Raw genomic sequence first — 24,321 nt, forward strand, 5'->3', positions numbered from 1 at the left:
ACTAATGACTTTGTTTGTATTTCTTTGCAGTGTCAAGAATATTTTGAGTGTTCTTGCTTGATTTAACTTGTTGTTTGTCATTAAGATCAAAGTCGGAATTATCTATTATATCAGCAGATGCTTTGTAATATTTAATGCATTTATCATCATCGTTTAATATGGATAGCAATGGCTTGCAATATCTTTCCATTTGTTTTTGGCTTGATAAAAATATAGTCTCGTTATTATTAACAAGCTCTTTAAATACCATTAACAAATGAAATCTCGCTTTTTTGTATTTTGTATCTATTATTTTTCTCTTAAACAAACCTTCTAATCTATAAAAGGCTAACGCGCTTGTGTAGTATGATTCATATGCGTGGTCATTTTGAAATATAGGGGAAGATCCAGAGTTAAGTTTGTTAACTATAGAACCGAAAAAGCTAGTCACTAAATGTGGGTTTTGTAAAAACATTGCTGAAAAAGATTTTATTTGTATGGGTATTGTTATAATTCTAGCCTTTATTACGCTTGTGTCTGTATTATATTGCTTTGATCTTCTTTCGTAGTGTAATCTTTCGTCACCATTAAAAGAATTATAATATCTTTCTAAATTTCTTTGAAACTCAGTTAAGGCGGCTAATTGCTCTTTCTTAATAGGTGTTTGGTTATTAGTGGCTAAAGTTATTTGGTTCTTGATTTCCTCATTGGTTGTTGCTACAACTTTTAGAGGTACAAACACATTATTTATGCCTTCGCTTAGTCTATTGCTATATAGCATGTTGCTCGTTTGACATCCATTTACGATTTGATAATCACGAATAACGAATGTGTCTCCTGTTGAAGAAACATTGCTAGCCACTATGGTTACTCCATTATTTAATACGCTGAATAAGGATGAGGAATCACCATTTATTGTTCTGCTTATACCGTTATTAACATCATTGTCTTTGCCTTGGAAGTCGCGGACGTTGTCTTCGAAAACATTTTTTAAATTGTCGTTATCATCGACAATTATTTTCCTAAATTCTGAAAATGGTAGTAATCCAACGTATGATTCAGATACCCCATCAATTTGAGGGATAGTTACTCTCTTGCTGAAATTCACAGTGGCAATATTATTTTCTTTTGTCTTCCTGTAAGCGGATGTTAATTCCTTAGCTCCATATATATGGAATACGACTCTATCAAATAGGTTCTTGGTTTCAAGGTCTAGCTTGCCTGATTCTATTATTCCACTAAGATTTAAATCGCTAAGCCACTTTCCGGTTGTAACATAGTAAAGCTTTATATCGGGGCTTTTTTTAAGAAATGATGCTTGGTCATATATATAATTAGCTAACTCAGCGAATTTCACTATATCATCATTACGCAGTAGTTTGGGTTTTTCGGAGAAGAAATCTTTTACACCGAAAATGAATGAATTAATGTCGCTTCCACTGAACGATGAAGACGTTTTTGCCTGAATAAAAATGAAAGTTGTATCAAGTCTATCGTTTTTTTCTATAAGCTCATCAATTTCGTCAATAGTCTCTACTAATAGCCCATTTACAATTATCGCAATTCCATCGATTCCTGTGTCGTTTCCATCACCTACTGTGACTAGATCAAGCTCAAAAGTTTTATTGTATTCATTTGATATCACGGTGTAATTTACCAACTTTTCAAAGTCCTTGGATTCTCCTTCTGAACTAATTTCCTCTACTCTCAAAAGCTCATCAATAAGGCTTCTCGTGATCTTGTCCATACTTTCTCTGTAAATGGTATGATAATGACTTTGACTTGTCCACGACAAGGTAATGAATACTATACCTTTTACTTATGCTTTTAAGCTTAGTTTTTTTGCTATTAGATTGTTGATAGAGTAATTAATGATAGAGTAATGATTTATACATGTATTTGACAATAAGCACTATACGTGCATTGGTTGCGATTTGCAATAGGCTGAGCTATTGAATTACTGAGACGACACAAGAGTAGACTTGACACTGTTAGAAAACCCCGCTCGCGTTGCCTATCTTTGTTCATTGTAAAAACTGCACCCAACCCAACTCCTCCTATGAAGTTCATCGTCTCGTCTTCCGCCCTGCTCAAGCAGCTCCAGAGCATCAACGGCGTGGTTACGAACAACCCCGTGGTGCCCATTCTGGAGAACTTTCTCTTCGAAATTGAGGACGGTAAGCTGACGATTACGGCCTCCGACCTGGAGACGAGCATGATGACCGAGCTGCCCGTGGAAGCCCGCGAAAGCGGCCGCATTGCCGCCCCGGCCCGCATCCTGCTCGATACACTCAAAAACCTGCCCGACCAGCCCGTCACCTTCACGCTGGACGAGGAAACTTACAGCATCGAAATTGCCAGCAGCAACGGCCGCTACAAGCTGGCCGGCGAAAATGCCACCGATTTCCCCCGCGTACCGGTGGTAAAGGGCACGGCTCCGGTCGAAATGCCTTCCTCGTCGCTGAGCCGGGCCATCAACAAAACCATCTTCGCCGTCAGCACCGATGAGCTGCGCCCGGCCATGACCGGCATTCTGGTGCAACTGGCCGACAATCAGGTAACCTTCGTAGCTACCGACGGCCACCGCCTGCTGCGCTACCGCCGCTCCGACGTGGGTGCGGGCCAGACCAGCAACATCATCGTTCCGCGCAAAGCCTTCAACCTGCTCAAGGGCGCGCTGCCCTCCGAGGCTACGCCGGTGCGCATGGAGTTCAACGCCTCCAACGCCTACTTCAGCTTCAACCAGATGCGCCTCGTGTGCCGCCTGATTGATGAGCGCTACCCCGACTACGAGAACGTGATTCCGGTCAGCAACCCCAACAAGCTCATCATCAGCCGCCAGGAGTTGCTCAATTCGGTGAAGCGCATCAGCATCTACTCGAACAAAACTACTCACCAAGTGCGCCTGCGTCTCGCGGGCTCCGAGCTCACGGTGTCGGCCGAAGACCTCGATTTCAGCAACGAAGCCAACGAAAAGCTGGCCTGCCAGTACGACGGCGAAGACATGGAAATCGGCTTCAACGCCAAGTTCCTGCAGGAAATGCTGAGCAACATTGACTCCGAGGAAATCACGCTGGAGCTGAGCACGCCCAACCGCGCCGGCCTGCTCATGCCCACCACCCCCGACGACCACGAGAGCATCCTGATGCTGGTGATGCCGGTAATGCTCAACAACTACGTTTAAGGCCGGTTTCTCTAAATAATCAACTCAGAACGTCATGCCTCATCTGGCGTCCGCTTGCCGAAGCATCTCTACCGCAGTGCTAATTAGTGGCATACAAAGCGGTAGCGATGCTTCGGCAAGCGGACGCCAGATGAGGCATGACGTTCTTTCTTTACCTTTTCTCATGAAGAAGTCTGAAATCCGTTTTAGCATTGCCCTCGACGACCAGAAAGTGCCCGAGGCCATCAGCTGGTCGGCCACCGATGCGGGGCCCGATATCCACTTTGCCAAGGCCATCAACATCTCACTCTGGGACCGGGATGAGGCCGGCACGATGAAAATCGACCTCTGGACCAAGGATATGCCCGTCGATGAGATGAAGCACTTCTATGTGGATACCATTGGGGCGATGGCCGAGAGCGTGCTCACGGCCACCAACGATTCGTTTATGGCCACCAAAATGCGTGAGTTGTGCCGCCAGCTGATGGACCATATCGAGGAAGAGCAGCGCCAGCAGAAATAGCCTGTTATTCCTTTCCTGGCACCACAACGGCGCGAGAGCAGATAACTTCGGTAAGCGCAGCACCAAAAAGCCCCACCAGCATAGTGCTGGCGGGGCTTTTTGGTGCTGCGCTTACCGGTGCTACTTAGCTTTGATAGCCGTGGCGGGGCCGATGGTGGCTCCTTTGCTGCTGACCGGAGCCGGATCTTTCACCGACTTCACGAAGGCGTCGTTGGTGGTCTGGCTATTGTAGCTCGTGCTGAAGGCATTGTACTCGCGGCGCGAGCCGTAATAGTTGCTATACTGGTCGGTGCTGAGTACGGTTTGCAGTTCTTTGTCCCGCTCGCGACATACCACATCGCACTGTTCCTTGATGAGTTTATCGTTGCCTTCGTTCTTCAGAATAATGGCCACGATGCGGGACTGCTTCTCCTCGTTAATGGCCTGAACACGGCTCTTCTGGTAGCCGTTGAGGCGCAGGTCGCGGGTCATCTGGTACGACAGATCCTGGGCGTGTTGCTGCACGGGGTTGAGGCGGGGCGAGGGCTTGGTTTTATCCTGCTTGGTAACCAGTAAAGTTCGCTGCTGGGCAAAAGCACCGAATGAAGTCAGGAGTAGAGCGGAGGCGAGGGCAAGTATCTTTTTCATCGGTAAAGAATAGCGTGAACAAAATGAGCGGAGCCAAATCCTTGGTTGCCAGCCAGCGGTTAGGCTGGGGCTTGCCATGTGCTAACGAAAAATAATGCCAGGTAGTTTAATTGTGGCGCTATAGCGACACCGGGCCCGTTAAAAAGCTATGCAGCCCGTGAAGCGGCCGGGGCCGCCCCACGGGCTGCATAGGTATTAGGTCGCCGAGCCTCCTAGAAGGCGTTCTTCCACATCATCGACTCGACGGGCTTTATCGTGCGCTGGTTGTACTTGGCGTTGGGCTTGCTATTGTAGAGGTTTTCCACCTCACCCTCCACCGTGAAGTAGATGAGCTGGCCCACCGGCATGCCGTGGTAAATGCGCACGGGCATCGATACGCTGATTTCCAGCGTCCAGGTATTGCAGAAGCCAATATCGCCCTTGCCGGCGGTGGCGTGGATGTCGATGCCGAGACGGCCGACGCTGCTCTTGCCCTCCAGAAAAGGCACGTGGGCGTGGGTTTCGGTGTACTCCTCCGTTACGCCCAAGTACAGCGTGCCAGGCTGCAGCACAAAGCCCTCGGCCGGGATTTCGAACACGTCGATTTCGTTGTGCTTGCGGGCATCGAGTACCGCGTCGCGGTAGGTAGCCAGGTAGCGACCCAGGTGCACGTCGTAGGAGTTGGTGCCAAGGCAGTTGCGCTCGTAGGGCTCAATCACGATGGTGCCTCGCTCTATTTCGGCGAGAATCTGCTGGTCAGAAAGAATCATCTTTTTGGGTTACTAATTAGTTATCCTCTTCCTCGTAGCGGTCTTCGGGCAGGGCGCGGGAGGTGGTGCGGCGCGGCCGTTGGGGCAGAGGTTCAGTTTCGTCGTCGGAATCGGGGTAGGATGGAGGCGCAACCGCGTCGAGACGCTGCTGCAGGGCGGGTACTACGCTGAGAACCAAGTAAAGCAGTAGCAAAAACGAGCCGCTGAGCAGCATCAGGTTCAGGTAGTCCATCCAGTCGTGGCGGGCGGGCACGTCGAGGGAGCGGGGGCCGGCGTAGGCAGGGGAGGAGGCCAGGTCGGCTTCGGGTTGGGGCTGCGGGTCTTCGGCTACGGTGGCCGGGCCGCTTAGCGTGGCGGGGGCCACGCCATCGGCGGCCGGGGGCACGGCGGCTCCGTCGGCGGCTACCTCGTCGGGGGCGGGGTCCTGGGAGGCGTTGAACTGGGCCGCACTCTGCTTGATGACGCGCTGCAGGGTCCGCACAAGGGCCACCCGCTCATCACGCGGGAGCACCCGGATAAAGAACTCGAAGTTGCGGTCGACCAGCGTACTATTAAGCTGCTTTTCGAACTCCAGTAAATCGGTGCGGCCCTTGCCAAACTGGCCCTTAAACCGCTCCGACACCCCATTGTAGTTGCGAAACAGCTGCTGCAGGTCGGCCCGGCCAAAGTAATTGCTGAACTCGGCCCGGGCCTTGGGCGAGCGTAGGCTTACCGGGTACTTGGCACGGGTGAACGACTTATCGTACACCGTTTCCATGGTCCGGAAGTTGAGCTCATCAACGGTGCGGTCGAACAGACGCTTGTTGGCCGCGGCCGGCCCGGTAGTAGTCTGGGCCGCTACGAGCAGCGGCAGCACGAGCCCCAGCAACAATAAAAGCAGCGGCAGCGGGCGAAATCGGGGCATGAGTAGGCGGTTGGTCCGCGCAAAGGTCGGGGTTTAATGATTAACGGTTAGTGATTAATAATTAATTGTGAATGTCATTAAGCATTAATCACTAACCGTTAATCAGTAAAGATTACAGTCCATGCGCCTCCACCATCGATTCGCGGCAGGCAGTCAGGTAGCGGTCTACTAGTTCATCGGTTATGGAGATGCTCACGAACAGGGCTTCGTAGAGGGCTGGGGCCAGGTAGATGCCGCGGTTCAGCATGGCCCGGAAGTAACGGCCGAATGCTTCGGTGTCGGACGTCTTAGCGTCGTCGAGATTGGTTACGGGCTGGTCGGTGAAGAAGACACTGAACATCGAGCCCACGCGGTTGACGGTGTAATTCAGGCCTAAATCGGCGCAAATCTGGCGGGTGCCGTCGGCGAGGCGGGCCGTGATGCGGTCCAGCTCGGTGTATAGTTCGGGGTGCTCGTGCAGGTAGGTGAGTTGGGCAATGCCGGCGGCGGTGGCAATGGGGTTGCCCGAGAGCGTGCCCGCCTGGTACACCTTGCCGGCTGGGGCCACGTTGTCCATAATATCCTGGCGGCCACCGTAGGCGCCTACGGGCATGCCACCCCCAATGATTTTGCCCAGCGTGGTCAGGTCGGGCGTGACGCCAAACAGCTCCTGGGCGCCGCCGCGGGCGAGGCGGAAGCCGGTCATCACCTCATCAAAAATGAGCACGATGCCGTGGCGGGTGCATAGCTCGCGCAGGCCCTGCAGGTAGCCCTCGGCCGGTATTACCAGGCCCATATTGCCCACTACCGGCTCCAGAATCAGGGCGGCTACCTGGCCCTCGTTGGCCAGAATCAGCCGCTCGGTGGCTTCCAGGTCGTTGTAGGGGGCCGTGAGCGTATCCAGGGCCACGCCCTGGGTAACGCCGGGCGAGTCGGGCGCGCCCAGCGTGAGGGCCCCCGAGCCGGCGGCAATCAGAAACGAGTCGCCGTGGCCGTGGTAGCAGCCCTCGAACTTGATAATTTTGTCGCGCCCCGTGTGGCCCCGTGCCACCCGGATGGCCGACATCGTGGCCTCGGTGCCCGAGTTCACCAGCCGCACCTTCTCGATGCTGGGCACCATTTTTTTGATCAGCTCGGCCATTTCCACCTCGCGGCGGGTAGGCGCGCCAAACGAGAGCGAGTCGCCGGCCGCGGCCCGCACGGCGTCTACCACGAGGTCGGGGGCGTGGCCCAGAATCATCGGGCCCCAGGAGTTGATGAAGTCGAGGTACTTATTACCATCCACGTCCGTCAGCCAGGCGCCCTTGGCCGACTGCATAAACACAGGGTGCCCGCCCACGGCCCGGAAGGCCCGTACCGGCGAGTTTACGCCCCCCGGAATGTGGTGCTGGGCGCGGGTGAAAAGGGTATCGGAAGTAGCGAGGTTGAGCGTAGGCGTAGGATGGAGGACGGAGTCGGGAGAAGACATGAGAAGCAGGGTAAGAAAACGAATAAAAGCCAGGCTGTTCCGGCTGAAACTGGAGTGGCGGGTAGCGAACCAATCAACACCCGCCGCTAAACAACCTACCGGAAGCCCACCGGGTTTAGCACTTCTACTTCGAGGCGTTCGAGCTTGGTAATGGGTACGTACTGGTTGTCGTGGGCGCCGTCGGGGTAGCCGATGCCCTGGAACACGGCGCCCGACACCGGCCCGCTGCCGGCCAACGACTGCTGAAACGCGGGGCCGTACTGATGCAGCTGGCTGCCGAAGTAGTAGAGCAGCTCGAAGCCCGTGTAAGCAAATACCGAGGGCGGTAGGTTAAGCTGCTGGGTGTAGAGCTGGCGCACCCGTCGCATCCCGGCATTGTTGCGGTCGAGGAACTTAGGGTGGATGAAGTAGATGTCGCGCGAATCGAGTTGGTCGAGGGAAAGCCGGTTGTTATCGAGCCAGGAAGCGTAGGTGATGAGCGGCGGCCTGGCGCTCTGCACCCGCAACGCCGAGAGCGTAAACACGCCGGCCTTGGGGTTATCCGAAGCCACCACGAGGTGGCCGATGGTCTTCAGATCAATGCCTCCGAAGCCAGCGGCCAGCGAAGTTTCATCGTCGGACTTGATGCGGCGCAACTGGAGCACTTTGCCGCCCAGCGCCTCGTAGGCCTGCTTGTAAGCCAGGCCGAAGGCAGTTTCGTCGTTGGTGTCTTCGTAGAGAACTACGGCCGTGCGCGGGCCGCCAAGGCGGGTGTAGGCGAACTGGGCCGCCTGCCGGGCCTGGGTGGCGGTGCCGGGCTCAAACAGGTAGTGCCAGGCGTTGTCGGTCACCAGGCTGCCATCCTGCGAAAGCGGATTTACCACTGCAATCTGGTGCTGTTGCGCGTACTGGGCCAGTAGCTTGGAGCCCGACTTATAAACGGGGCCGATGAGCAGGTCCATCCCCGCCAGCTCGGGCAGCGTCAGCACTTGCTTAAGCTGCACGGTGTCGGCGCCGGTATCGTAGGCAAATAACTGCACCGGGCGGCCGGCCCGCTGCAGCGAATCCTGGGCCAGGCGCAGGCCGGCGTATAGGTCGGTTACGAACTGGTTGCGGCGGCGCTTCTCCCAGCTCATATCGTTGAACTCGAAGGGCAGCAGCACCCCGATGTTGTAGCTATTCTTTTTCGTGCCACCGAGGCGGGGCGCGTAGGCGTTGCGGTCGAGCTTAAAGCGGCTGATGAGCTGGTCGAGCTGGGGCTGGTCGGCGGGCGTGTACCAGCCGCCGCTTATCAGCTTGTCGGCGTAGGCCCGGCCCAGGGGCGCATCCTGCGGAAAGTCTTTCACCAAGCCCTGGAATACGGCCTTTTCGCTGATGCGCGGCAGGTAGGCGGCCTCCATGTTGGCCCGCTCGATGGTTAGGGCGTCGGCTGGCAGGCTATTGAGCACGGCCAGGGCATTGGCGTAATCCCGTTGCTCGAACGAGATTTGGCCCTGCAGAAAAAAGGCTTCGGGCAGGCCGGGCCAGGTAGGATAACGGTTGCGCAACAGGTTGAGCATCTGCTCGGCCTCGGCCCACTTTTTGGCCCGACTGGCCGCCACGGCGTAGAGGTAGGCTGCCTCGGGAGCCCGCGCAAACTTAGCGGCCGGTACCGTTAGCGGCTCCAGCTCCTGCATGGCCAGCGCGTAGCGCCCCTGCTCCACCAGAATCTTCCCGTTTTTGTAGCGTAAATCCTGATCGGGCGAGCCCAGGCCGGCGGGCGGTGGTGGCAGGGTAGCCGATGCGGCTACCGGCTTGGCCCGCGCCGACGATGGGGCGGAGGCAGCCGGGCCAGCCGGTTTGGCCGCCGGCCGCGGCGACTGGGCCCGCAACGCCGGGGCAGCCGCCAGACCGGCGCAAAGTAGCACCGTGGGCAGGAAGGCAGATAACCTCATAGACCGAAAAGCCAGGGGAAAAGCAGAAAAACTACAGAACCGCCACCAGCGCGGTCTGCCCGGCAAAGGTACGCAACCAGCGCCGGGTTGCATGCCTTTGCCGGGCAGACCGCGCTGGTGGCGGCGGGCAGCTCTACGCTTTGTGCAGCTGCCGTATCCGCTCGGCCTCGGTTTCGTTGACCTGCGTAACGAGGGTGGCGTACACGCGGAAGTCGTTAGCCGGAAAATGCTGCTCCAGCAGTTCCTCGATGCGGCGGTAGAGCAAGGCTTTCGTAATGAAAATCACCCGGTAAAGCGGCTCTTCGGCCACTGTGCCCTCGGGCGTGAGGTAGTGGTTAGCAATGGCTTCGTCCACAAAAACATCGGTGGCCAGATGCTCGGTAAGCATCAGATGGGTTACGCGCTTCGCACGGTCTGGGCTGAGGGTGAGCAGGTTAAGAACGATCATGGGTGGGAGTGGGATAAATGAGACATGCCATGGTGCGAAACGGCTCTTCGCACTGGGATTTAAATCAGCCGCGGCAGCAAACCATTGCGGCAAACGGTTCACCGCTGTTCTGCCAGAAGCCTGTTAGCGCCGACGCTTTTTTAGTTCCGGGAAGGGGGCCAAGCTGTGCAGAATTTCCTGAATCAACGGCTCATGGGTGAGGAAGGCGTCGGGTGTGGCCAGCAGGTAGATAAGCACCACATGCCCCCGGTGGTGGGCGGCCAGCGCATCGTAGCGCAGTATGCGGCCGTCCATCTGGCCCGTGCCGGTGGTTTCCAGGAAATTAAGGCCGTTGTAGGCTGTTGCGTACTGCTTGTTAACGGGCACGCCGAACTGCTCGGTGAGCTGGTACAGCGCCTGGCCGGGCGTAAGGTCGTCGGCCCCACCGCGCAGCTTGCCGATGTAGAGCACCATATTTTGGTCGGGGCTGACGTAGGCTGTTATCAAGGTCGAATCGAGGTTATGCTGGGTGATTTTCCAAGTGGAGGGCACCTGGTATTCCAGCTCGTATTTGGGCAGAACTACCCGCTCGAACGACATGCCCGCCGAGGCGCCCACTACCGGCGGCGCGGATGATTGGGCGGCCAGCGGCCCGACCACAAGGCCCGCCAACATTAACAGCAGAAGTAACAGACGCGAAAAGGATGTCATTGGGAAAGGGGAAAGTAGTGGAAAAATACCCCGGTAAGGCCCTTAGTGCCGATTATCGCACTTTAGCTGACAAATAGATTACGAAAACCGGCCAGTCTCCGGTCCTAAAGGCAAGCTGAAAAGGTAGTTGGCTTTACGGTAGGTGGCTTATCTGGTAGTTAGCGGGGCAAGGGCGCTAGGCTGTTGAGTACCTGGTCGAGCAGCGGGGCCCGAGCCCCGAAGTCTTTGGGCGTAGCATAGAGGTACACCAGCAGTAGGTGGCCCTGGTTGTCGGCCACGCGGGCCACATAACGCTGCTGGCGGCCCCGCAGGCGGGCCGTACCGGTGCTTTCCAGAAAGGTGAGGCCACCGGCCGATGTGGCCGGGTGCTCTTCATGCTCGGTGGCTCCGAGGTGATTGAGCAGCCGTTGCAGGGCCTTGGACGGGGGCAGCGTGGCATGGATCCCGCGCAGTTCCCCCACCCAGAACTGCACCTGCTGGTCGGGGCTGGTATAGTGCATCACGTAGAGCGAATCGGTGCGCAGGCGCTCCACCCGCCAGTCGGCCGGCACCCGGAACTTGAGCTGGAGCTTGCGGCTCTGAATGGTTTCCAGTTCCTGGGCCTGGGCCGGCCGCTGGCCGCCCAGGCCCGTCATCAGCAGTAAGAAAAGCAGGAAGCAGCGCATGGCCAGAGGAAAAAAAGAAGAAAGGGAAGGAGCGGCCGAATCAAGGAAAGGGGGCCATCTTAATGTTGTTTTAATAGTATTACTGATATCATAGTTAGTTTTACTACTATACAATAAACTCAGAATATAGTTGCTTCATTACAGCTGATAAAAAGGAGTAAGAGGTAAAATGGCGCCATATTTCTTATTCATAGTGTTGATATACAGAATATTGATAATTAAAATTATGCTTTTATATTTGATAGTAAAGCTATTATAAGAAAAAGTATGGTTAGATTTGCGAAGCGGTTGGGTAAGAACCTAGCCGGCGTTCCCTCTCCCAACTTACTTACTATGTCTACCAAAGCACCTGTTACAGTAGCCGTCGGCGACGGTATCGGCCCCGAAATCATGACCCAGACGCTGCGGATACTCGAAGCGGCGGGTGCGGCCATAGCGCCCAAGTTTATCGAGGTGGGCGAGCAGGTGTACCTGGCGGGCCATGCCTCGGGCATCGGGCCGGAAGCCTGGGACTCGCTACGGCGCACCGGCGTGCTACTGAAGGCACCCATCACCACGCCACTCGGCGGCGGCTACAAGAGCCTGAACGTTACGCTGCGCAAAACCCTGGGGCTGTACGCCAACGTGCGGCCCACCCGCTCGCTCTACCCGGCCGTGTTCACCCGCCACCCCGACCTCGACATCGTGATTGTGCGCGAGAATGAGGAGGACCTGTACGCCGGCATCGAGCACCAGCAAACGCCCGAAGTGGTGCAGTGCCTGAAGCTGGTGAGCCGGCCGGGCTGCGAGAAAATCGTGCGCTACGCCTTCGAGTATGCCCGCCGCCACGGCCGCAAGCACGTTACGTGCATGACCAAGGACAACATCATGAAGCTCACTGACGGGCTGTTTCACCGGGTGTTCATGGAGATAGGGCAGGAGTACCATGACCTGGGGCAGGACCACCAGATTATTGACATTGGTACGGCCCGGCTGGCCGACACGCCCGAGCGCTACGATGTGATAGTGACGCTGAACCTGTACGGTGACATTATTTCCGACGTAGTGGCCCAGCTGGCTGGCTCGGTGGGTCTGGCCGGCTCGTCGAACATCGGCGACCATGGGGCGCTGTTCGAAGCCATCCATGGCTCGGCCCCTGATATTGCCGGGCGGGGTATTGCCAACCCCTCGGGGTTGCTGCAGGCGGCCGTGCTCATGCTCGTGCACTTGGGCCAGAACGAGGTGGCCGCCCGCGTACACAACGCCTGGCTCTGCGCCCTCGAAGACGGCATTCATACGGCCGATATTTATCGCGCTGAAACCAGTACTACCAAAGCGGGTACCCAAGACTTTGCCGATGCCGTGATTGAGCGTTTGGGCCGGGCGCCAAAGCAGCTGGTGCCCTTTAAAACCGGAGAGGCGGTGCTAGCCGCGACGCCTGCCAAGCCCGTAGCAGACTACAAGCGCCCCGTGGTGGAGCAGCAATTGGTGGGCTCCGATTTGTTTGTGTGCTGGAGCGGCTTCAAGCCCAACGAGCTGGGCGAACAGCTGGCCCAATTGGCGGGACCCGAGATGAAACTGAAAATCATCACCAACCGCGGCGTGAAGGTGTACCCCGACGGTCACGACGAAACGTTCTGCACCGACCACTGGCGCTGCCGTTTCGTGGCCGCCAACGCCACGGTGGCCACGGCCACGCAGGTGGGCTACACGCCGGTGCAGTTCGGGCAGGTACTCGATTTGCAGCGCCGCCTGACCGAAGCCGGTATCATGGTTATCAAAACCGAAAACCTCTACCTCATGGATGGCCAGCGCGCCTTCTCGCTGGGCCAGGGAGAATAACCCCTTGGCTTTTTAATGTGCTGCTGAATATGTGCTGCTGAATGCGAGGTTCGACCTGGCAGTGCGCCTCGCCCCTCGGTCTCTCTGCTTTTTTGGCGAGGAACCGGGGGGCGAGGCGCGCATGTATAAGGGAAGCCATGAGGATGAATCCGCCAGCGTGTTTTAATCGAAATTTAAGCTCCATTTAATGCCGTCTTAAGCCTGCGGCGGTCCGACCGGGGTACCTTTGCAGCAGGTGTCAGCGAAGAGACAAACCGCTGGATGGAGCCCAGGCAAGACAATACGGCCCCCAACCGGTTAGTAATACTATCGATAAGTATAGTGCTACCTTTCTGTCTCCATTGACGCTACCTATGAACCCACTACTGCGCATCGACCTAAACGAGCGACTATACTTACGCGACCCCCAGGACACGGTGCTGGGCCGCCGGCTTGTGGCCGAGAGCGTGAAGCTGATTGATGAAATCGGGCTGGAGCAGTTCACCTTTAAGAAGTTGGCTCTGCGCATGGAATCGACCGAGGCCTCGCTCTATCGCTACTTCGAAAACAAGCACCGGCTGCTGGTGTACCTGGTGTCGTGGTACTGGGCCTGGCTGCGCTACCAGATCCGCTTCCATACCCACAACGTGCCCGATGCCGCCCAACGCCTGCGCCTGATTCTGGGCATCTTCACCCGCGCCCACCACGACGACCCCAGCACTACCCCGCTCGACGAGGCGGCCCTCTACCGCATCGTAGTCAACGAAGCCTCCAAAGTCTACCTCACCCACGATGTGGATGAGGACAACCAGGCCGGCCTGTTCCGCGAATACAAGCGCCTGGTAGCCGAGGTGGCCGCCGTGGTAACGGAGCTGGCCCCGGCTTACCCCTTCCCGCGGGCGCTGGTAAGCACCCTGGTGGAGGCCGCCCGCAAGCAGCACTTTTTCGCCCGGCATTTGCCCGGGCTCACCGATGCCCAAAACCCCGACAGCCAGGAACAGGATCTGTACCGTTTCCTCGAAAGCCTGGCCTTTGGGGCGTTGCGCTAAGCCGGCCCGCGCGTGCCGACCTGCCTTTCCACTGCGTTAATCCGATTTTCTGCCCCATGCCTGAACCTGCCGCTTCTTCGCTCACCCCTGTGCAGCGCCTCTTCAACCTGCTGCACGCCGAGCGGCGCGACATCACCTACCTCTATATTTACGCCGGCCTGGCCGGCCTCATCAGCCTGACGCTGCCGCTGGGCGTGCAGTCGGTTATCGGCTTCGTGAGCAGCGGCGACGTGAGCACCTCGCTGGTGGTGCTTATCAGCTTTATTGTGCTGGGCACGCTTGGGGTAGGGGCGCTGCAGGTAATGCAGCTTTATTTGGTCGAGTTTGTGCAGCGGCGGCTGTTTGCGCGCATCAGCTTCGATTTTGCCGTGCGCCTGCCTCGGGTCCGCACTGAAGCCCTCGACGGCCAGTATCTGCCCGAGCTGATGAACCGGCTGCTCGACGTGCCCACCCTGCAAAAAGGCCTTTCGACGCTGCTGGTTGAATTTTCAGCGGCGGCGCTGCAAATCCTGTTCGGCCTAATTCTGCTCTCCTTTTACCACCCCATCTTCATCGTGTTCGGCCTGCTGCTGCTGGGGCTGCTGGCCTTGCTCATTCGCTTCACTGCCCCCGGCGGGCTCGACAGCAGTTTGGTTGAGTCGAAGTACAAGTACCGGGTGGTGGCCTGGCTCGAAGATGTGGCCCGCACGGTGAACACCTTCCGGCCCGTTCCGCGCCAGCAGCTTTCGCTGGGCCGCACCGACGAACTGGTGGGCGGCTACCTCTCGGCCCGCGAAAGCCACTTCCGGGTGCTCGTCACCCAGTTCTGGGGCTTTGTGGCCTTTAAAAGCCTTATCACGGCCGCCCTGCTCATTATCGGGTGCTGGCTGCTGATCAGTAAGCAGCTTAATATCGGGCAGTTTGTGGCCGCCGAAATCGTGATTATCCTCATTATTACGGCCATGGAGAAAGTGGTGCTCAAGCTGGATGTGGTGTACGACGCGCTGACTTCGCTCGACAAAATCGGCCACGTGCTCGACTTGCCGATGCTGCCCGTATCCACCGGTACGCTCACGCTGCCCCAGGCCAGTTCGGCGCTGGGCCTGGGCGTAGAGTTGCGCGAACTGAGCTACCGCTACCCGGCCAACCCAACCCCCACTCTCGAAGACGTGTCGCTGACCATCGCTCCCGGCCAGCGCCTGGGCCTGAGCGGCCACGATGGCTCGGGCAAAAGCACGCTGCTAAGCGTGCTGGCCGGCCTGCTGGCCGACTACTCCGGCGTGGTAGCCTACGACGGCCTGCCGTTGCGCGACATCTCGCCGGCTTGCCTGAGCGGCGAGCTGGCCGACAATATGTCGCACCAGGGCCTGTTCGAGGGTAGTCTGCTGCAAAACCTGACCCTCGAACAGCCCGGCATTGGTCCCGAAGACGTGGCCTGGGCCCTGGAGCTGGTGGGCATGCGCGACGAGCTGTACGCCCGCCCGCAGGGGCTGAACACGCTTATCGGCGTGGGGACGCCCTTTTCCGACAGTGCCCGCCAAAAGCTGCTGCTGGCCCGGGCGCTGGTTAGCCGGCCCCGCCTGCTGCTGCTCGATAACCCGTTGCTGAGCGTGGAGCAGGCCGAGCGCCACCGCATTCTGAGCCGCCTGCTGGCCCCCAACCAACCCTGGACCGTGCTGCTGGCCAGCCACGAGCCCGACTCGCTCCGCCTCTGCCACCGCCTGGCTCTGTTAAACGAGGGCCGCCTGGTAGCCGAGGGCGACTACGAAACGGTATCGAAGCTGATGGGGTGATGAGAGTTAAGGACGGTAAGCAGGCCGCGTCAGGCGTATCTGGCGTCCGCGAAGGCGCAGCCGCAGTTGAAACCTGACACGGCCGCTCCAACCGCTCACCACCACCAACCGCTCCCATTCCGCACGTTCAACCACCTTCTTCACATCAGAAAAAAATGCCCTTCGCCGAACATCCCCTGGAAGAAACCAACCCGCTGACGGCCAGTTTCCGCTCGTTTCGGCGCGTGCAGACGCCACGCACGGGGCGGGTGCTGGCCCGCTGGCTGGCCGCCCTGGGCGTGCTGGCTATCGGGGCCGGCTTTCTGCCCTGGACCCAGAACATCCGCTCGACGGGCCGCCTGACCACGTTGCGCCCCCAGGACCGGCCCCAGGACGTACCCAGCACCATTGCCGGGCGCATTGCCGGCTGGCGCATCCGCGAGGGCCAGCGGGTGAAGAAGGGCGATACGCTGGTCGAAATCAGTGAAATCAAGGATAAGTACTTCGACCCTCAGCTGCTGGAGCGTACCCGTGAGCAGCTGGCGGCTAAAATTTCGGCCCTGGAGCAGAACGAGGGCAAAACCGTGGCCCTCGGCGACCAACAGGACGCCCTGCGGTCGGGGCTGGCCGTCAGCCTCGATAAGGCCCGCAACAAGGTGGCCCAGACCCGCCTGAAGGTGAGCTCGGAGGAGGCCGGACTGCGGGCCGCTGAAAACGACTTTGCTATTGCCCAGCGCCAGCTCGACCGTCAGGAGGAGCTCTACCGCCAGGGCCTCAAGAGCCTGACCGAGGTGGAGCAGCGCCGCCTCAAGTTCCAGGAGTCGCGCGCCAAGCTGCAGGAGTCGCAGAACAAGCTCGGGGCCTCGCGCCAGGAGCTCACCAACTCGCAGCTGGAGCTCTCGTCGCTGCAGGCCGAATACCAGGACAAGCTGGCCAAGTCGGAGTCGGACCGCCGCTCGGCCGTGGCCTATCAGTTCGACTCGGAGGGCCAGATTTCCAAGCTGCGCAACGAGCTGGCCAACCTCAGCATCCGGGCGGGCTATTACGCCATCCGGGCTCCGCAGGACGGCTACGTGGTGCGGGCGCTCAAACAGGGCATCGGCGAAATAGTAAAGGAGGGCGAGGCGGTGCTTACCGTAATGCCCATCGCGCCCGAGCTGGCCGCCGAGCTGTACGTGCAGCCCATGGACATTCCGCTGCTGAGCGTGGGCCGCAAGGTGCGCCTGCAGTTCGATGGTTGGCCGGCGCTGGTGTTCAGCGGCTGGCCCGGCACGAGCTTCGGCACCTTCGGCGGCCGGGTGGCCGTCATCGACAACATCGACTCGCAGGGCCAGTACCGGGTGCTGGTAACGCCCGACCCCGAGCTGGAGGCCTGGCCCCAGCTGCTGCGCGTGGGCTCCGGCGTCTACGGCTGGGCCCTGCTCGATAACGTGCCCATCTGGTACGAGCTCTGGCGGCAGCTCAACGGCTTCCCGCCCGATTTCGTCGGCTCGCCTACTGATCAGTCGGGCAAGGGTAAGTCTGAAAAGAAAGCGGATAAGTCGGCGGCCGAAGAAGACGCGTATTAATAGAGCGGCCAGCTACCAGCGGCCAGCTCCAAGTACGTTCAACTACTGGTCGCTGGCGGCTTGCAGCGCTAACCAAACATCCATGATTTTCCGAGCACTTCTTTTCTTTTTGCTGGCGTTGCTGCCCGCCTTACCGGCCCGGGCGCAGGTGCCACTAGCTGCGCCGGGGCTGGCCCCTGATTCGGGGCGGGTGTTTGGGCTGGCCGACCTGCTGGGCTACGTGGCCCTGCGCCACCCCGTGGCCCGGCAGGCGGGGCTGCTGCCCGAGCGCGCGCGCCAGGAAGTGCGCTACGCCCGCGGCCTGTTCGACCCCACCGCCACCAGCAAATACTACGGCAAAACGCTCAAGGGTCAGGAGTATTTCCACGACTGGGACAGCCAGCTGCGGGTGCCGGTCTGGTACGGTTTCGAGGTGAAGGCCGGCTACGAGCGGGGCACCGGCCAGTACATCAACCCCGAAAACTTTACCGCTCCGGGTGGCCTGAGCTATCTGGGCCTGTCGGTGCCGCTGGCCCAGGGCCTGCTGATAGATGAGCGCCGCGCCGCCGTGCGCCAGGCCCAGGCGCTGCAGGGCCTGGCCGAAGCCGAGCGCCGCGGGGCCCTCAACAAGCTGCTGCTGCAGGCCGCCAAAGACTACTGGGACTGGACGCTGCGCTACCGCCAGCTGGAGCTGAACCGCCGGAACCTGGTGCTGGGCGACGTGCGCTTCCGGGCCGTGCGCCAGCGCGTGATTTTTGGCGACCTAGCCGCCATCGATTCGGTGGAGGCGCTGGGCGAGCTGCAGAAGCGCCAGGCCGAGCTGAGCCAGGCCCAGATGGAGTTCCGGAACGCCACGCTGCTGCTGAGCAACTACCTCTGGAACGAGCAGCAGCAGCCCCTGAACCTGCCGCCTACCGCCCGCCCCCAGCTGCTGCCCGGCCCCGCCGACTGGCGCACGCTGCCCCCCGATTCGGTGGCCGCTCTCACGGCCCTGGCCCAGCAGATTCATCCGGAGCTGCAGAAGAGCCGCGCCAAGCTGCTGCAGCTTTCCGTCGAGAACCGGCTGCTACGCAACAAGCTGCTGCCCAAGCTCAACCTCGATTACAACCTGCTACAAGCTGGCCAGCCTTTCGCCCCCGAAAAGGCCGCCAGCCTGAGCGGCAGCTACCTGCAGAATAACTACAAGCTGGGCGTGAGCTTCGCCTACCCGCTGCTGCTGCGCCAGGAGCGGGCCAAGCTGCAGCTCAACCGCCTCAAGCAGCAGGACACCGAGCTGGCGCTGCAGCAGGACACCCGCGAAATCGAAACCGGGGTGCTGACCGTGGCCAACAGCTGGGCCGCCCTGCGCGAGCAGCTGGCCCTGCAGCAGCAAGTCGTAGCCAACGCCCAGCGCCTGCGCGATGGGGAGCAAATTCGCTTCGAAAACGGCGAAAGCTCGGTGTTCCTGCTCAACTCGCGCGATGCCAAGCTGCTGGAAGCCAGCCAGAAGCTGGCCGAGCTGCAGGCCAAGTACGCCCAGACCCAGGCCACGTTGCGCTGGGCCGCCGGCGGCATCGTGGAGGAGCAGTAGCCTGACCTAACTATCTTATTGCCTAGGCGTCTTTTTACTCCGTCACGGTTCGCCCAAGGGTAGTTTATCTTGCGGGACAGCTGAATTTGGCTGCTGAATTTTGGGCACTTGTCTGACTTTGCTCACGAATTAGCGTATTCATGCCAGTCCAATCTTTCTACCCCATTCTGTCCTATGAAATCAGCATTCCTCTTATCCTTGTGTATAAGCTTAGCCGTTCCGACAGCAGCGTTGGCCCAGACAACCGATTGCGAGTTTATGAAATCAGAAGTTTCTCGTCTGAAAGCTGAAAATTCTTTTTTGCGTAAGAAGTTGGCGGTGGCTACGGCAGGTAGTACGCTTGCTCCAGGTAGGGCCACTCCCGCAGTCTCAACGGGAGTAAGTTTAGCCACTATTGGTAAGGAGACGGTGGAGAGAGTGGAATTTAGCCTGGTGAAGTGCGAGGGGAACCGCAAAGCCCAAACCGTGACTGTTGAATTACTGTTACGTAATATGGCGCCCACTCGGGACTTGCAGTTTGCCTCTGCGAAGGGTATTGATGCGAGCGGGGAAGAATATAAAACCTACGACATACACATTGGCTCTGGTAACGACCGGAACGCGCTGCCGACCAACGTGCCGGTGAAAACCCGCATAACCATTCCCAAAGTATTGCCGACTACACAGAGCTTAGTGCTGTTTGCCTGTCCGGTATATTCAGATAGTCAACCCGGACGGGAGGTAATGGTACAGTTTGAAAACGTGCCCATTGCCTGGAAATAAACAATTATGAATAGGCCGCAACAGTTGACTTCTCAGGCGGCAGTATGAAACGGAAGATTCGCACGGCCGCCTGAGAAGTCGTTGCTTTCGTAATCGTACTGCCCGCCAAAATTTCCGTATTTGCGGGCATGTCGATGTCGGTTAGCACGTTTTCACAGGCCCAGCTGCGGCAGCGCCTGAATCTGCTGCTGGTGCTGGGCCTGTCGCTGGCCCTGAGCGTGGCTCTGATTACCGGCCGGGTGCTGCTCACGCGCCAGCTTACCTTCGTGTTTCTGCTCTGGAACCTGTTTCTGGCCCTGGTGCCGTTTGGGCTGAGCACCATGCTGGGGCTGGCCGCCGGACGGCTGCGGGCCCGGGTGCTGTTGCCGGTGGGCGCCGCCTGGCTGCTGTTCTTCCCCAACGCACCCTACATCCTCACCGACCTGTTTCACCTGCACCCGCGCCCCGGCGTGCCCTACTGGTACGATCTGGCCCTCATTCTGAGCTGCGCCTGGAACGGCCTGATGCTGGCCTACGCCTCGCTGCTGGACATGCAGCAGCTCGTAACGCGGCGGCTGGGCACGCTGACCGGCTGGGGCTTTGCCGCGCTGGCGCTGCTGCTGAGCAGCTTCGGCATTTACCTGGGCCGCTATCTGCGCTTCAACAGCTGGGACGTGCTCAGCAACCCCGTCAGCCTGTTCTACGACATCCTCACCCGCCTGCTGCACCCGCGCGCCTACCCCGGCACCTGGGGCGTTACGCTGCTCTACGGCCTGTTTCTGCTGCTCGGCTACGCCACCGTGCGGCTGCTGGGCAGGGTGGAAGAGAAGGGGGAAGAGTGAGCTACAAGCCGCAAGCGGCAAGCTGATGTTCTACCTTCAGCTTGCCGCTTAAAAGTCTTGGCTGATGTTTGAACGTCAGCTTGTAGCTTGCGGCTTGTAGCTTAAAGCTCCTGCCATGCTCCACCTTACGCCTCCCGACGAAAACGCCCCCTCTATGCGCTGGGGCCAGCTGCTGAGCCGCCGCCGCTACCCCGAGCAGCCGCAGCTGCACGTCGTTACGGAGGCCGCGCCGGTGCGCGGGGCCTTCGTGGCCGACTACGACCGGGTGGTGTTCAGTTCGGCGTTCCGGCGGCTGCAGCGCAAAACCCAGGTCATGCCCCTGCCCGAAACCGATTTCGTGCATACCCGCCTCACGCACTCGCTCGAAACGGCCTGCGTGGGCCGCTCGCTCGGCCGCCTCGGGGGCCGGCTGCTGCTCGAAGAAACCGAGGGCCTGGCCGACGAGCTACCCCATCTCGATTCCGATTTCGGCGACATTGTGGCCGCCGCCTGCCTGGCTCACGACATCGGCAACCCGCCCTTCGGCCACTCGGGCGAAGACGCCATTTCGGCCTACTTTCGCAGCAGCGCCGCCGAGCCGTTTGTGCGCATGCTCAGCGAAGCCCAGCGCGCCGATTTGCAGCATTTCGAGGGCAACGCGGCCGGCTTCCGGGTGCTCACCCATACCTACGCCGCCCACAGCAGCGGCTCGGCCGGGCTGGGCCTCACGTATGCCACGCTGGGCGCGTTCAGCAAATACCCGCGCCCCTCGGTAGTGCCCGAGCAGGCCCTCACGCAGAGCACCAGCGAGAAGAAATACGGTTACTTCCAGACCGAATCCGTGCGGTTTGAGGAGGTGGCCCGCGAGCTGGGGCTGCTGCCCAAGCCGGCCGGTTCGGAAGCCGCCGGCTTCTACCACCGCCACCCGCTGGCTTTCCTGGTCGAAGCCGCCGACGACATCTGTTACCGCATCATCGACTTCGAAGACGGCCTGAAACTGGGCCTGATTCCGTGCGATAAAGGGCTGGCGCTGCTGCGTGATATGCTGGGCGACGCGCCTACCCGCCGCGGCTCGGTGGAGTGGCGCGACTGGCGCGAGGAGCTGGGCTACCTGCGCGCCCGCCTCATCAACCAGCTCGTGCAGCAAACCGCCCGCCGCTTCGCCGACCGCGCCCCCGAGCTGCTGCGCGGCCACCTCGACGAGCCGTTGGTGCGCCAGCTGGCCTGCTGGGAACAGTTGCAGGAGGTGCACCGCCTCACCGTGGAGCATCTCTACCAGAGCCGGCCGGTGCTCGAAATTGAGGCGGCCGGCTTCGAGGTGTTGGGCGGGCTGCTCGATGCCTTCCTGGCCGCCACCTTCGACCCCCACGACAGTGCCCGCTCGCGCAAGCTGCGCCAGCTGTTGCCCGAGCAGTTCCGGGCCACCGGCTTCCAGCAGGATGCTGGGGCCTACGAGCAGATTATCCTGCTCACCGACTACATTGGCGGCCTCACCGACCAGAACGCGCTGGGCCTGTTTCGCACCATCCGCGGCATCGACCTGCCCAAAGGTTTCTAGCGGCCCAAAACTGCTCCGGCGCCCACCCAAACGAACTTCCGGCCCCGGCCCGGCCGGCTGCCGGAGCCGGGGGGCGGGGCCTTAACCCGCCAGCCAATATCTTAGGGGCCTTATATGGTCGATATGGTATTGATTCTGCGAAAACCGGGGCTGGGGCGGCCGCTGCTGCTACTGCTGCTCACGTTGCTGGGGCTGCTGCTGCCGTTGGCGCCGCTGCGGGCTTCTATCCCTCAGGCCCCGGCCGCCGCCGCCGATACTATCCGCGTGCAGCAGCTTAATCAGCTGGCCTTCGAGCTGCGCTCCTCCAACCCGCGCCTGTCGCGGGCCCGCTTCGAGGAGGCCGCCGCGCTGGCCACCCGCTTGGGCTACGCTTCGGGCCAGGCCCAGGCCTGGCTGGGCCTGGGCTTTTACTACCGCAAGCGCAACGAGTACGCGCCGGCGCTGGCCTTCACCCAGCAGGCCGCCCGCGTTTTCCGCCAGCAGCACGACGCGCTTAACCTGATTGGCGTCGGCTACAACCTGGGCTACATCTATTTCGGGCAGGGCAACTACGCCCGCGCCCTGGCCAGCGCTCAGCAGGGCCTCACCCAGGCCGAAAAGCTGCGCAACAACAAGTGGCTGGTGCTGATGAACGCGCAGCTGGGCTTCATCAGCACCCAGCTGGGCGAGTACGGGCAGGCCCTGGCCTACCTGGAGCAGAGCCGCACGCTGGCCAGCCAAACCCACGACGAAGGCGGCGTGGCCCAGAGCCTGCGCGGCCTCGGCGACCTGTACCAGGCCCAGGCCCAGTGGACCCAGGCCCGCCGCTACTACACCGAGGGCGCCGCGCTGGCCCGCCGCCTCGGCGACAACCCCGGCCGCATGGTGCTCGAAGTGTACATTGCCGATATGGCCGAGCGCCAGGGCCGGCCGGCCGAGGCCCTGCGCTACGCCCGCCAGGCCCGCGCCGAGCTGCGCCGCCTCGATGTGGTGGGCTACCTGCCGCTGGTTGATTTGGTGATGGCCCGCGCCTAGCTGCGCCTGCGCCGCCCCGACAGCGCCATTTATTACGGCCGGCCCGGCCTGCGGGCCAGCCAGCAGCGGGGCGTGAAAGAGGACATCCGCGACGGCAGCCGGGTGCTGGCCGAGGCCAGCGCCCGGCTGGGCCGCTTCGCCGACGCCTACCGCTACCACCGCCTGTATGCCGCCTACGACGACAGCCTCAGCAGCCGCGCCCTGATTCGGCGCACGGCCGCCCTGCAGTACGGCTTCGAGCTGCGGCAGCAACAGGGTCGAATCCGGGAGCTGACGCGCGCGACGGTCATGGTGCGCCAGCAAAACCAGCAGCAACAGTGGCTGCTGGGCGTATCGGGACTGGGGCTGGTGCTGATAACGGGCCTGAGCGTGGTGCTGGGCCGCAACTACGGCCAGAAAAAGCGCGCCTACGAGCAGCTAAGCCGTCAGCAGGCCGAGCTGGTGGCCACGCAGCGCCAGCTGGTGGCCGCCGAGAAGTGGGCCTTCGTGGGCGAGCTGTCGGCCGGTATTGCCCACGAGCTGCAGAACCCGCTCAACTTCATGAACCGGCTGGCCCTGGTCAGCAACGAGCTGCTGGAGCAGGAAACGGCCGGGGCAGTAGGAGCAGCCGCACCCATGGTTGAATCCGACGAGCTGGGGCAGGAAATTATGAGCGGGCTGCGGCGCAACCTGCACGAAATCAGCCAGCACGGGCAGCGAGCCTCATCCATTATCAGCAGCATGCTGGCCCACGCCCGTACCGGCGCCGCCGCCCCGCAACCCACCGACCTCAATGCCCTAGTAGCCCGGCAGCTGCGCCTGGCCTACGAAGGCCGCCCTGATTCCGCCCTGCTGCTGCCGGCCGGCGTGTTGCACCCCGTGCTGGGAGAGGGCCTGCCTTCGGTGCCCCTGCTGGTGCCCGAAATGGAGCGGGTGCTGCTGAATCTGTTCACCAATGCCCTCTACGCGCTGGCCGGCCAAGTGGCGCTGGCGGGACCCGGCTACGTGCCCGAGCTGCGTGTGAGCACCACGCTGCTGGCTGGCCAGGTGCGGGTGCAGGTGCGCGACAACGGCACCGGCATGAGTCCCGCCGTGCAGCAGCGCATCTTTCAGCCCTTCTTCACCACCAAACCCGTAGGCGAAGGCACCGGCCTGGGCCTCTCGCTGGCCCACGACATCATTACCAAAGGCCACGGCGGCACGCTCACCGTGGCATCGGAAGAAGGCCAGTTCACCGAATTCACCCTCACGCTACCGCTGGGGGAGGGGTAAACGGACTGTCAATCGCTGAAGCTGTTTAGGAAGTCGGTTTAGGGTTGATTTTTCGCAACAACAGGACGACGAAGGCCAACCAATGCCACGCCAGCCAGTTGTCGATGCTGG

21 protein-coding genes are annotated in these 24,321 nt (G+C 60.0%); 12 read left to right on the forward strand and 9 right to left on the reverse strand.

Going from position 1 to position 24,321, the window contains the following annotated elements; genetic code table 11:
• Position 1: 1 nt before the first annotated feature.
• Positions 2 to 1,726 carry an AIPR family protein gene (locus tag BLW21_RS01695; protein WP_092737224.1) on the reverse strand — a complete coding sequence of 575 codons (1,725 nt, stop codon included), beginning with the start codon at positions 1,724 to 1,726 and terminating at the stop codon, positions 2 to 4.
• 312 nt (positions 1,727 to 2,038) lie between these two features.
• Between BLW21_RS01695 and dnaN the strand changes: the two genes are divergently transcribed.
• Both dnaN and gldC read left to right on the forward strand, forming a co-directional pair.
• Positions 2,039 to 3,163 (forward strand): DNA polymerase III subunit beta, encoded by a 1,125-nt coding sequence (gene dnaN / locus BLW21_RS01700; protein WP_092737226.1) that lies wholly within the window; start codon positions 2,039 to 2,041, stop codon positions 3,161 to 3,163.
• Positions 3,164 to 3,326: 163 nt separating this feature from the next.
• The gene (gene gldC / locus BLW21_RS01705; protein ID WP_092737228.1) at positions 3,327 to 3,665 is read left to right on the forward strand and encodes a gliding motility protein GldC; all 339 of its coding nucleotides are present in this window, start codon (positions 3,327 to 3,329) and stop codon (positions 3,663 to 3,665) included.
• Between the two features lie 120 nt (positions 3,666 to 3,785).
• On the opposite strand, the gene BLW21_RS01710 is transcribed toward gldC, so the two are convergent.
• The 8 genes from BLW21_RS01710 to BLW21_RS01745 all read right to left on the reverse strand — a co-directional run bounded on the left by BLW21_RS01710 (position 3,786) and on the right by BLW21_RS01745 (position 11,108).
• Entirely contained in the window at positions 3,786 to 4,292 is a 507-nt protein-coding gene (locus BLW21_RS01710) for a hypothetical protein (RefSeq protein WP_092737230.1), read from the reverse strand.
• 212 nt (positions 4,293 to 4,504) lie between these two features.
• The gene (gene dcd, locus BLW21_RS01715) at positions 4,505 to 5,041 is read right to left on the reverse strand and encodes a dCTP deaminase (RefSeq protein ID WP_092737232.1); all 537 of its coding nucleotides are present in this window, start codon (positions 5,039 to 5,041) and stop codon (positions 4,505 to 4,507) included.
• Positions 5,042 to 5,057: 16 nt separating this feature from the next.
• Entirely contained in the window at positions 5,058 to 5,945 is an 888-nt protein-coding gene (locus BLW21_RS01720; RefSeq protein WP_092737234.1) for a hypothetical protein, read from the reverse strand.
• A gap of 112 nt (positions 5,946 to 6,057) precedes the next feature.
• Positions 6,058 to 7,392, reverse strand: coding sequence for a glutamate-1-semialdehyde 2,1-aminomutase (gene hemL / locus BLW21_RS01725; protein ID WP_092737236.1), 1,335 nt, complete (start codon positions 7,390 to 7,392; stop codon positions 6,058 to 6,060).
• A 95-nt stretch (positions 7,393 to 7,487) separates the two neighbouring features.
• Positions 7,488 to 9,305: an ABC transporter substrate-binding protein gene (locus tag BLW21_RS01730; RefSeq protein ID WP_175470814.1), complete on the reverse strand. Its 1,818-nt coding sequence runs from the start codon at positions 9,303 to 9,305 to the stop codon at positions 7,488 to 7,490.
• 133 nt (positions 9,306 to 9,438) lie between these two features.
• Positions 9,439 to 9,753: a hypothetical protein gene (locus BLW21_RS01735; RefSeq protein ID WP_092737240.1), complete on the reverse strand. Its 315-nt coding sequence runs from the start codon at positions 9,751 to 9,753 to the stop codon at positions 9,439 to 9,441.
• Positions 9,754 to 9,876: 123 nt separating this feature from the next.
• Complete coding sequence (locus BLW21_RS01740; protein WP_092737242.1) at positions 9,877 to 10,407, reverse strand: hypothetical protein; 531 nt, start codon at positions 10,405 to 10,407, stop codon at positions 9,877 to 9,879.
• A gap of 194 nt (positions 10,408 to 10,601) precedes the next feature.
• Positions 10,602 to 11,108, reverse strand: a complete 507-nt coding sequence (locus BLW21_RS01745) for a hypothetical protein (RefSeq protein ID WP_092737244.1) — start codon at positions 11,106 to 11,108, stop codon at positions 10,602 to 10,604.
• 333 nt (positions 11,109 to 11,441) lie between these two features.
• Here BLW21_RS01745 and BLW21_RS01750 point away from each other — a divergent pair, with 333 nt between their 5' ends.
• The 10 genes from BLW21_RS01750 (at position 11,442) to BLW21_RS01795 (ending at position 24,210) form a co-directional block, all read left to right on the forward strand.
• Positions 11,442 to 12,929, forward strand: a complete 1,488-nt coding sequence (locus tag BLW21_RS01750; RefSeq protein WP_092737246.1) for an NADP-dependent isocitrate dehydrogenase — start codon at positions 11,442 to 11,444, stop codon at positions 12,927 to 12,929.
• Between the two features lie 353 nt (positions 12,930 to 13,282).
• Entirely contained in the window at positions 13,283 to 13,957 is a 675-nt protein-coding gene (locus BLW21_RS01755; protein ID WP_092737248.1) for a TetR/AcrR family transcriptional regulator, read from the forward strand.
• A 56-nt stretch (positions 13,958 to 14,013) separates the two neighbouring features.
• Positions 14,014 to 15,729 (forward strand): peptidase domain-containing ABC transporter, encoded by a 1,716-nt coding sequence (locus BLW21_RS01760; protein WP_092737250.1) that lies wholly within the window; start codon positions 14,014 to 14,016, stop codon positions 15,727 to 15,729.
• Positions 15,730 to 15,884: 155 nt separating this feature from the next.
• On the forward strand, positions 15,885 to 17,276 hold the full coding sequence (locus tag BLW21_RS01765) for an HlyD family secretion protein (protein WP_092737252.1): 1,392 nt from the start codon (positions 15,885 to 15,887) through the stop codon (positions 17,274 to 17,276).
• Positions 17,277 to 17,358: 82 nt separating this feature from the next.
• Positions 17,359 to 18,825: a TolC family protein gene (locus BLW21_RS01770; RefSeq protein WP_092737254.1), complete on the forward strand. Its 1,467-nt coding sequence runs from the start codon at positions 17,359 to 17,361 to the stop codon at positions 18,823 to 18,825.
• 258 nt (positions 18,826 to 19,083) lie between these two features.
• The gene (locus BLW21_RS21015) at positions 19,084 to 19,587 is read left to right on the forward strand and encodes a hypothetical protein (RefSeq protein WP_139255047.1); all 504 of its coding nucleotides are present in this window, start codon (positions 19,084 to 19,086) and stop codon (positions 19,585 to 19,587) included.
• Positions 19,588 to 19,715: 128 nt separating this feature from the next.
• The gene (locus tag BLW21_RS01780; RefSeq protein ID WP_092737258.1) at positions 19,716 to 20,408 is read left to right on the forward strand and encodes a DUF1361 domain-containing protein; all 693 of its coding nucleotides are present in this window, start codon (positions 19,716 to 19,718) and stop codon (positions 20,406 to 20,408) included.
• Positions 20,409 to 20,523: 115 nt separating this feature from the next.
• Positions 20,524 to 21,945 (forward strand): dGTP triphosphohydrolase, encoded by a 1,422-nt coding sequence (gene dgt / locus BLW21_RS01785; protein WP_092737260.1) that lies wholly within the window; start codon positions 20,524 to 20,526, stop codon positions 21,943 to 21,945.
• Between the two features lie 123 nt (positions 21,946 to 22,068).
• The gene (locus tag BLW21_RS01790; RefSeq protein WP_175470815.1) at positions 22,069 to 22,959 is read left to right on the forward strand and encodes a tetratricopeptide repeat protein; all 891 of its coding nucleotides are present in this window, start codon (positions 22,069 to 22,071) and stop codon (positions 22,957 to 22,959) included.
• Between the two features lie 72 nt (positions 22,960 to 23,031).
• Entirely contained in the window at positions 23,032 to 24,210 is a 1,179-nt protein-coding gene (locus BLW21_RS01795; RefSeq protein WP_092737264.1) for a sensor histidine kinase, read from the forward strand.
• Positions 24,211 to 24,321: the final 111 nt, after the last annotated feature.

Origin of the sequence: Hymenobacter psychrophilus, from assembly GCF_900107135.1 — a bacterium.
In the GTDB taxonomy this organism is placed as follows: domain Bacteria; phylum Bacteroidota; class Bacteroidia; order Cytophagales; family Hymenobacteraceae; genus Hymenobacter; species Hymenobacter psychrophilus.

What these genes read in the sequence shown, in the direction of transcription:
- BLW21_RS01720 (WP_092737234.1), bottom strand. Translation starts at nt 5,945, where the DNA reads ATGCCCCGATTTCGCCCGCTGCCGCTGCTTTTATTGTTGCTGGGGCTC.
- BLW21_RS01750 (WP_092737246.1), top strand. Translation starts at nt 11,442, where the DNA reads ATGTCTACCAAAGCACCTGTTACAGTAGCCGTCGGCGACGGTATCGGC.
- BLW21_RS01770 (WP_092737254.1), top strand. Translation starts at nt 17,359, where the DNA reads ATGATTTTCCGAGCACTTCTTTTCTTTTTGCTGGCGTTGCTGCCCGCC.
- BLW21_RS01695 (WP_092737224.1), bottom strand. Translation starts at nt 1,726, where the DNA reads ATGGACAAGATCACGAGAAGCCTTATTGATGAGCTTTTGAGAGTAGAG.
- hemL (WP_092737236.1), bottom strand. Translation starts at nt 7,392, where the DNA reads ATGTCTTCTCCCGACTCCGTCCTCCATCCTACGCCTACGCTCAACCTC.
- dnaN (WP_092737226.1), top strand. Translation starts at nt 2,039, where the DNA reads ATGAAGTTCATCGTCTCGTCTTCCGCCCTGCTCAAGCAGCTCCAGAGC.
- BLW21_RS21015 (WP_139255047.1), top strand. Translation starts at nt 19,084, where the DNA reads ATGAAATCAGAAGTTTCTCGTCTGAAAGCTGAAAATTCTTTTTTGCGT.
- BLW21_RS01765 (WP_092737252.1), top strand. Translation starts at nt 15,885, where the DNA reads ATGCCCTTCGCCGAACATCCCCTGGAAGAAACCAACCCGCTGACGGCC.
- BLW21_RS01760 (WP_092737250.1), top strand. Translation starts at nt 14,014, where the DNA reads ATGCCTGAACCTGCCGCTTCTTCGCTCACCCCTGTGCAGCGCCTCTTC.
- BLW21_RS01740 (WP_092737242.1), bottom strand. Translation starts at nt 10,407, where the DNA reads ATGTTGGCGGGCCTTGTGGTCGGGCCGCTGGCCGCCCAATCATCCGCG.
- BLW21_RS01755 (WP_092737248.1), top strand. Translation starts at nt 13,283, where the DNA reads ATGAACCCACTACTGCGCATCGACCTAAACGAGCGACTATACTTACGC.
- BLW21_RS01730 (WP_175470814.1), bottom strand. Translation starts at nt 9,305, where the DNA reads ATGAGGTTATCTGCCTTCCTGCCCACGGTGCTACTTTGCGCCGGTCTG.
- dgt (WP_092737260.1), top strand. Translation starts at nt 20,524, where the DNA reads ATGCTCCACCTTACGCCTCCCGACGAAAACGCCCCCTCTATGCGCTGG.
- BLW21_RS01745 (WP_092737244.1), bottom strand. Translation starts at nt 11,108, where the DNA reads ATGCGCTGCTTCCTGCTTTTCTTACTGCTGATGACGGGCCTGGGCGGC.
- gldC (WP_092737228.1), top strand. Translation starts at nt 3,327, where the DNA reads ATGAAGAAGTCTGAAATCCGTTTTAGCATTGCCCTCGACGACCAGAAA.
- BLW21_RS01735 (WP_092737240.1), bottom strand. Translation starts at nt 9,753, where the DNA reads ATGATCGTTCTTAACCTGCTCACCCTCAGCCCAGACCGTGCGAAGCGC.
- BLW21_RS01710 (WP_092737230.1), bottom strand. Translation starts at nt 4,292, where the DNA reads ATGAAAAAGATACTTGCCCTCGCCTCCGCTCTACTCCTGACTTCATTC.
- dcd (WP_092737232.1), bottom strand. Translation starts at nt 5,041, where the DNA reads ATGATTCTTTCTGACCAGCAGATTCTCGCCGAAATAGAGCGAGGCACC.
- BLW21_RS01780 (WP_092737258.1), top strand. Translation starts at nt 19,716, where the DNA reads ATGTCGATGTCGGTTAGCACGTTTTCACAGGCCCAGCTGCGGCAGCGC.
- BLW21_RS01790 (WP_175470815.1), top strand. Translation starts at nt 22,069, where the DNA reads ATGGTATTGATTCTGCGAAAACCGGGGCTGGGGCGGCCGCTGCTGCTA.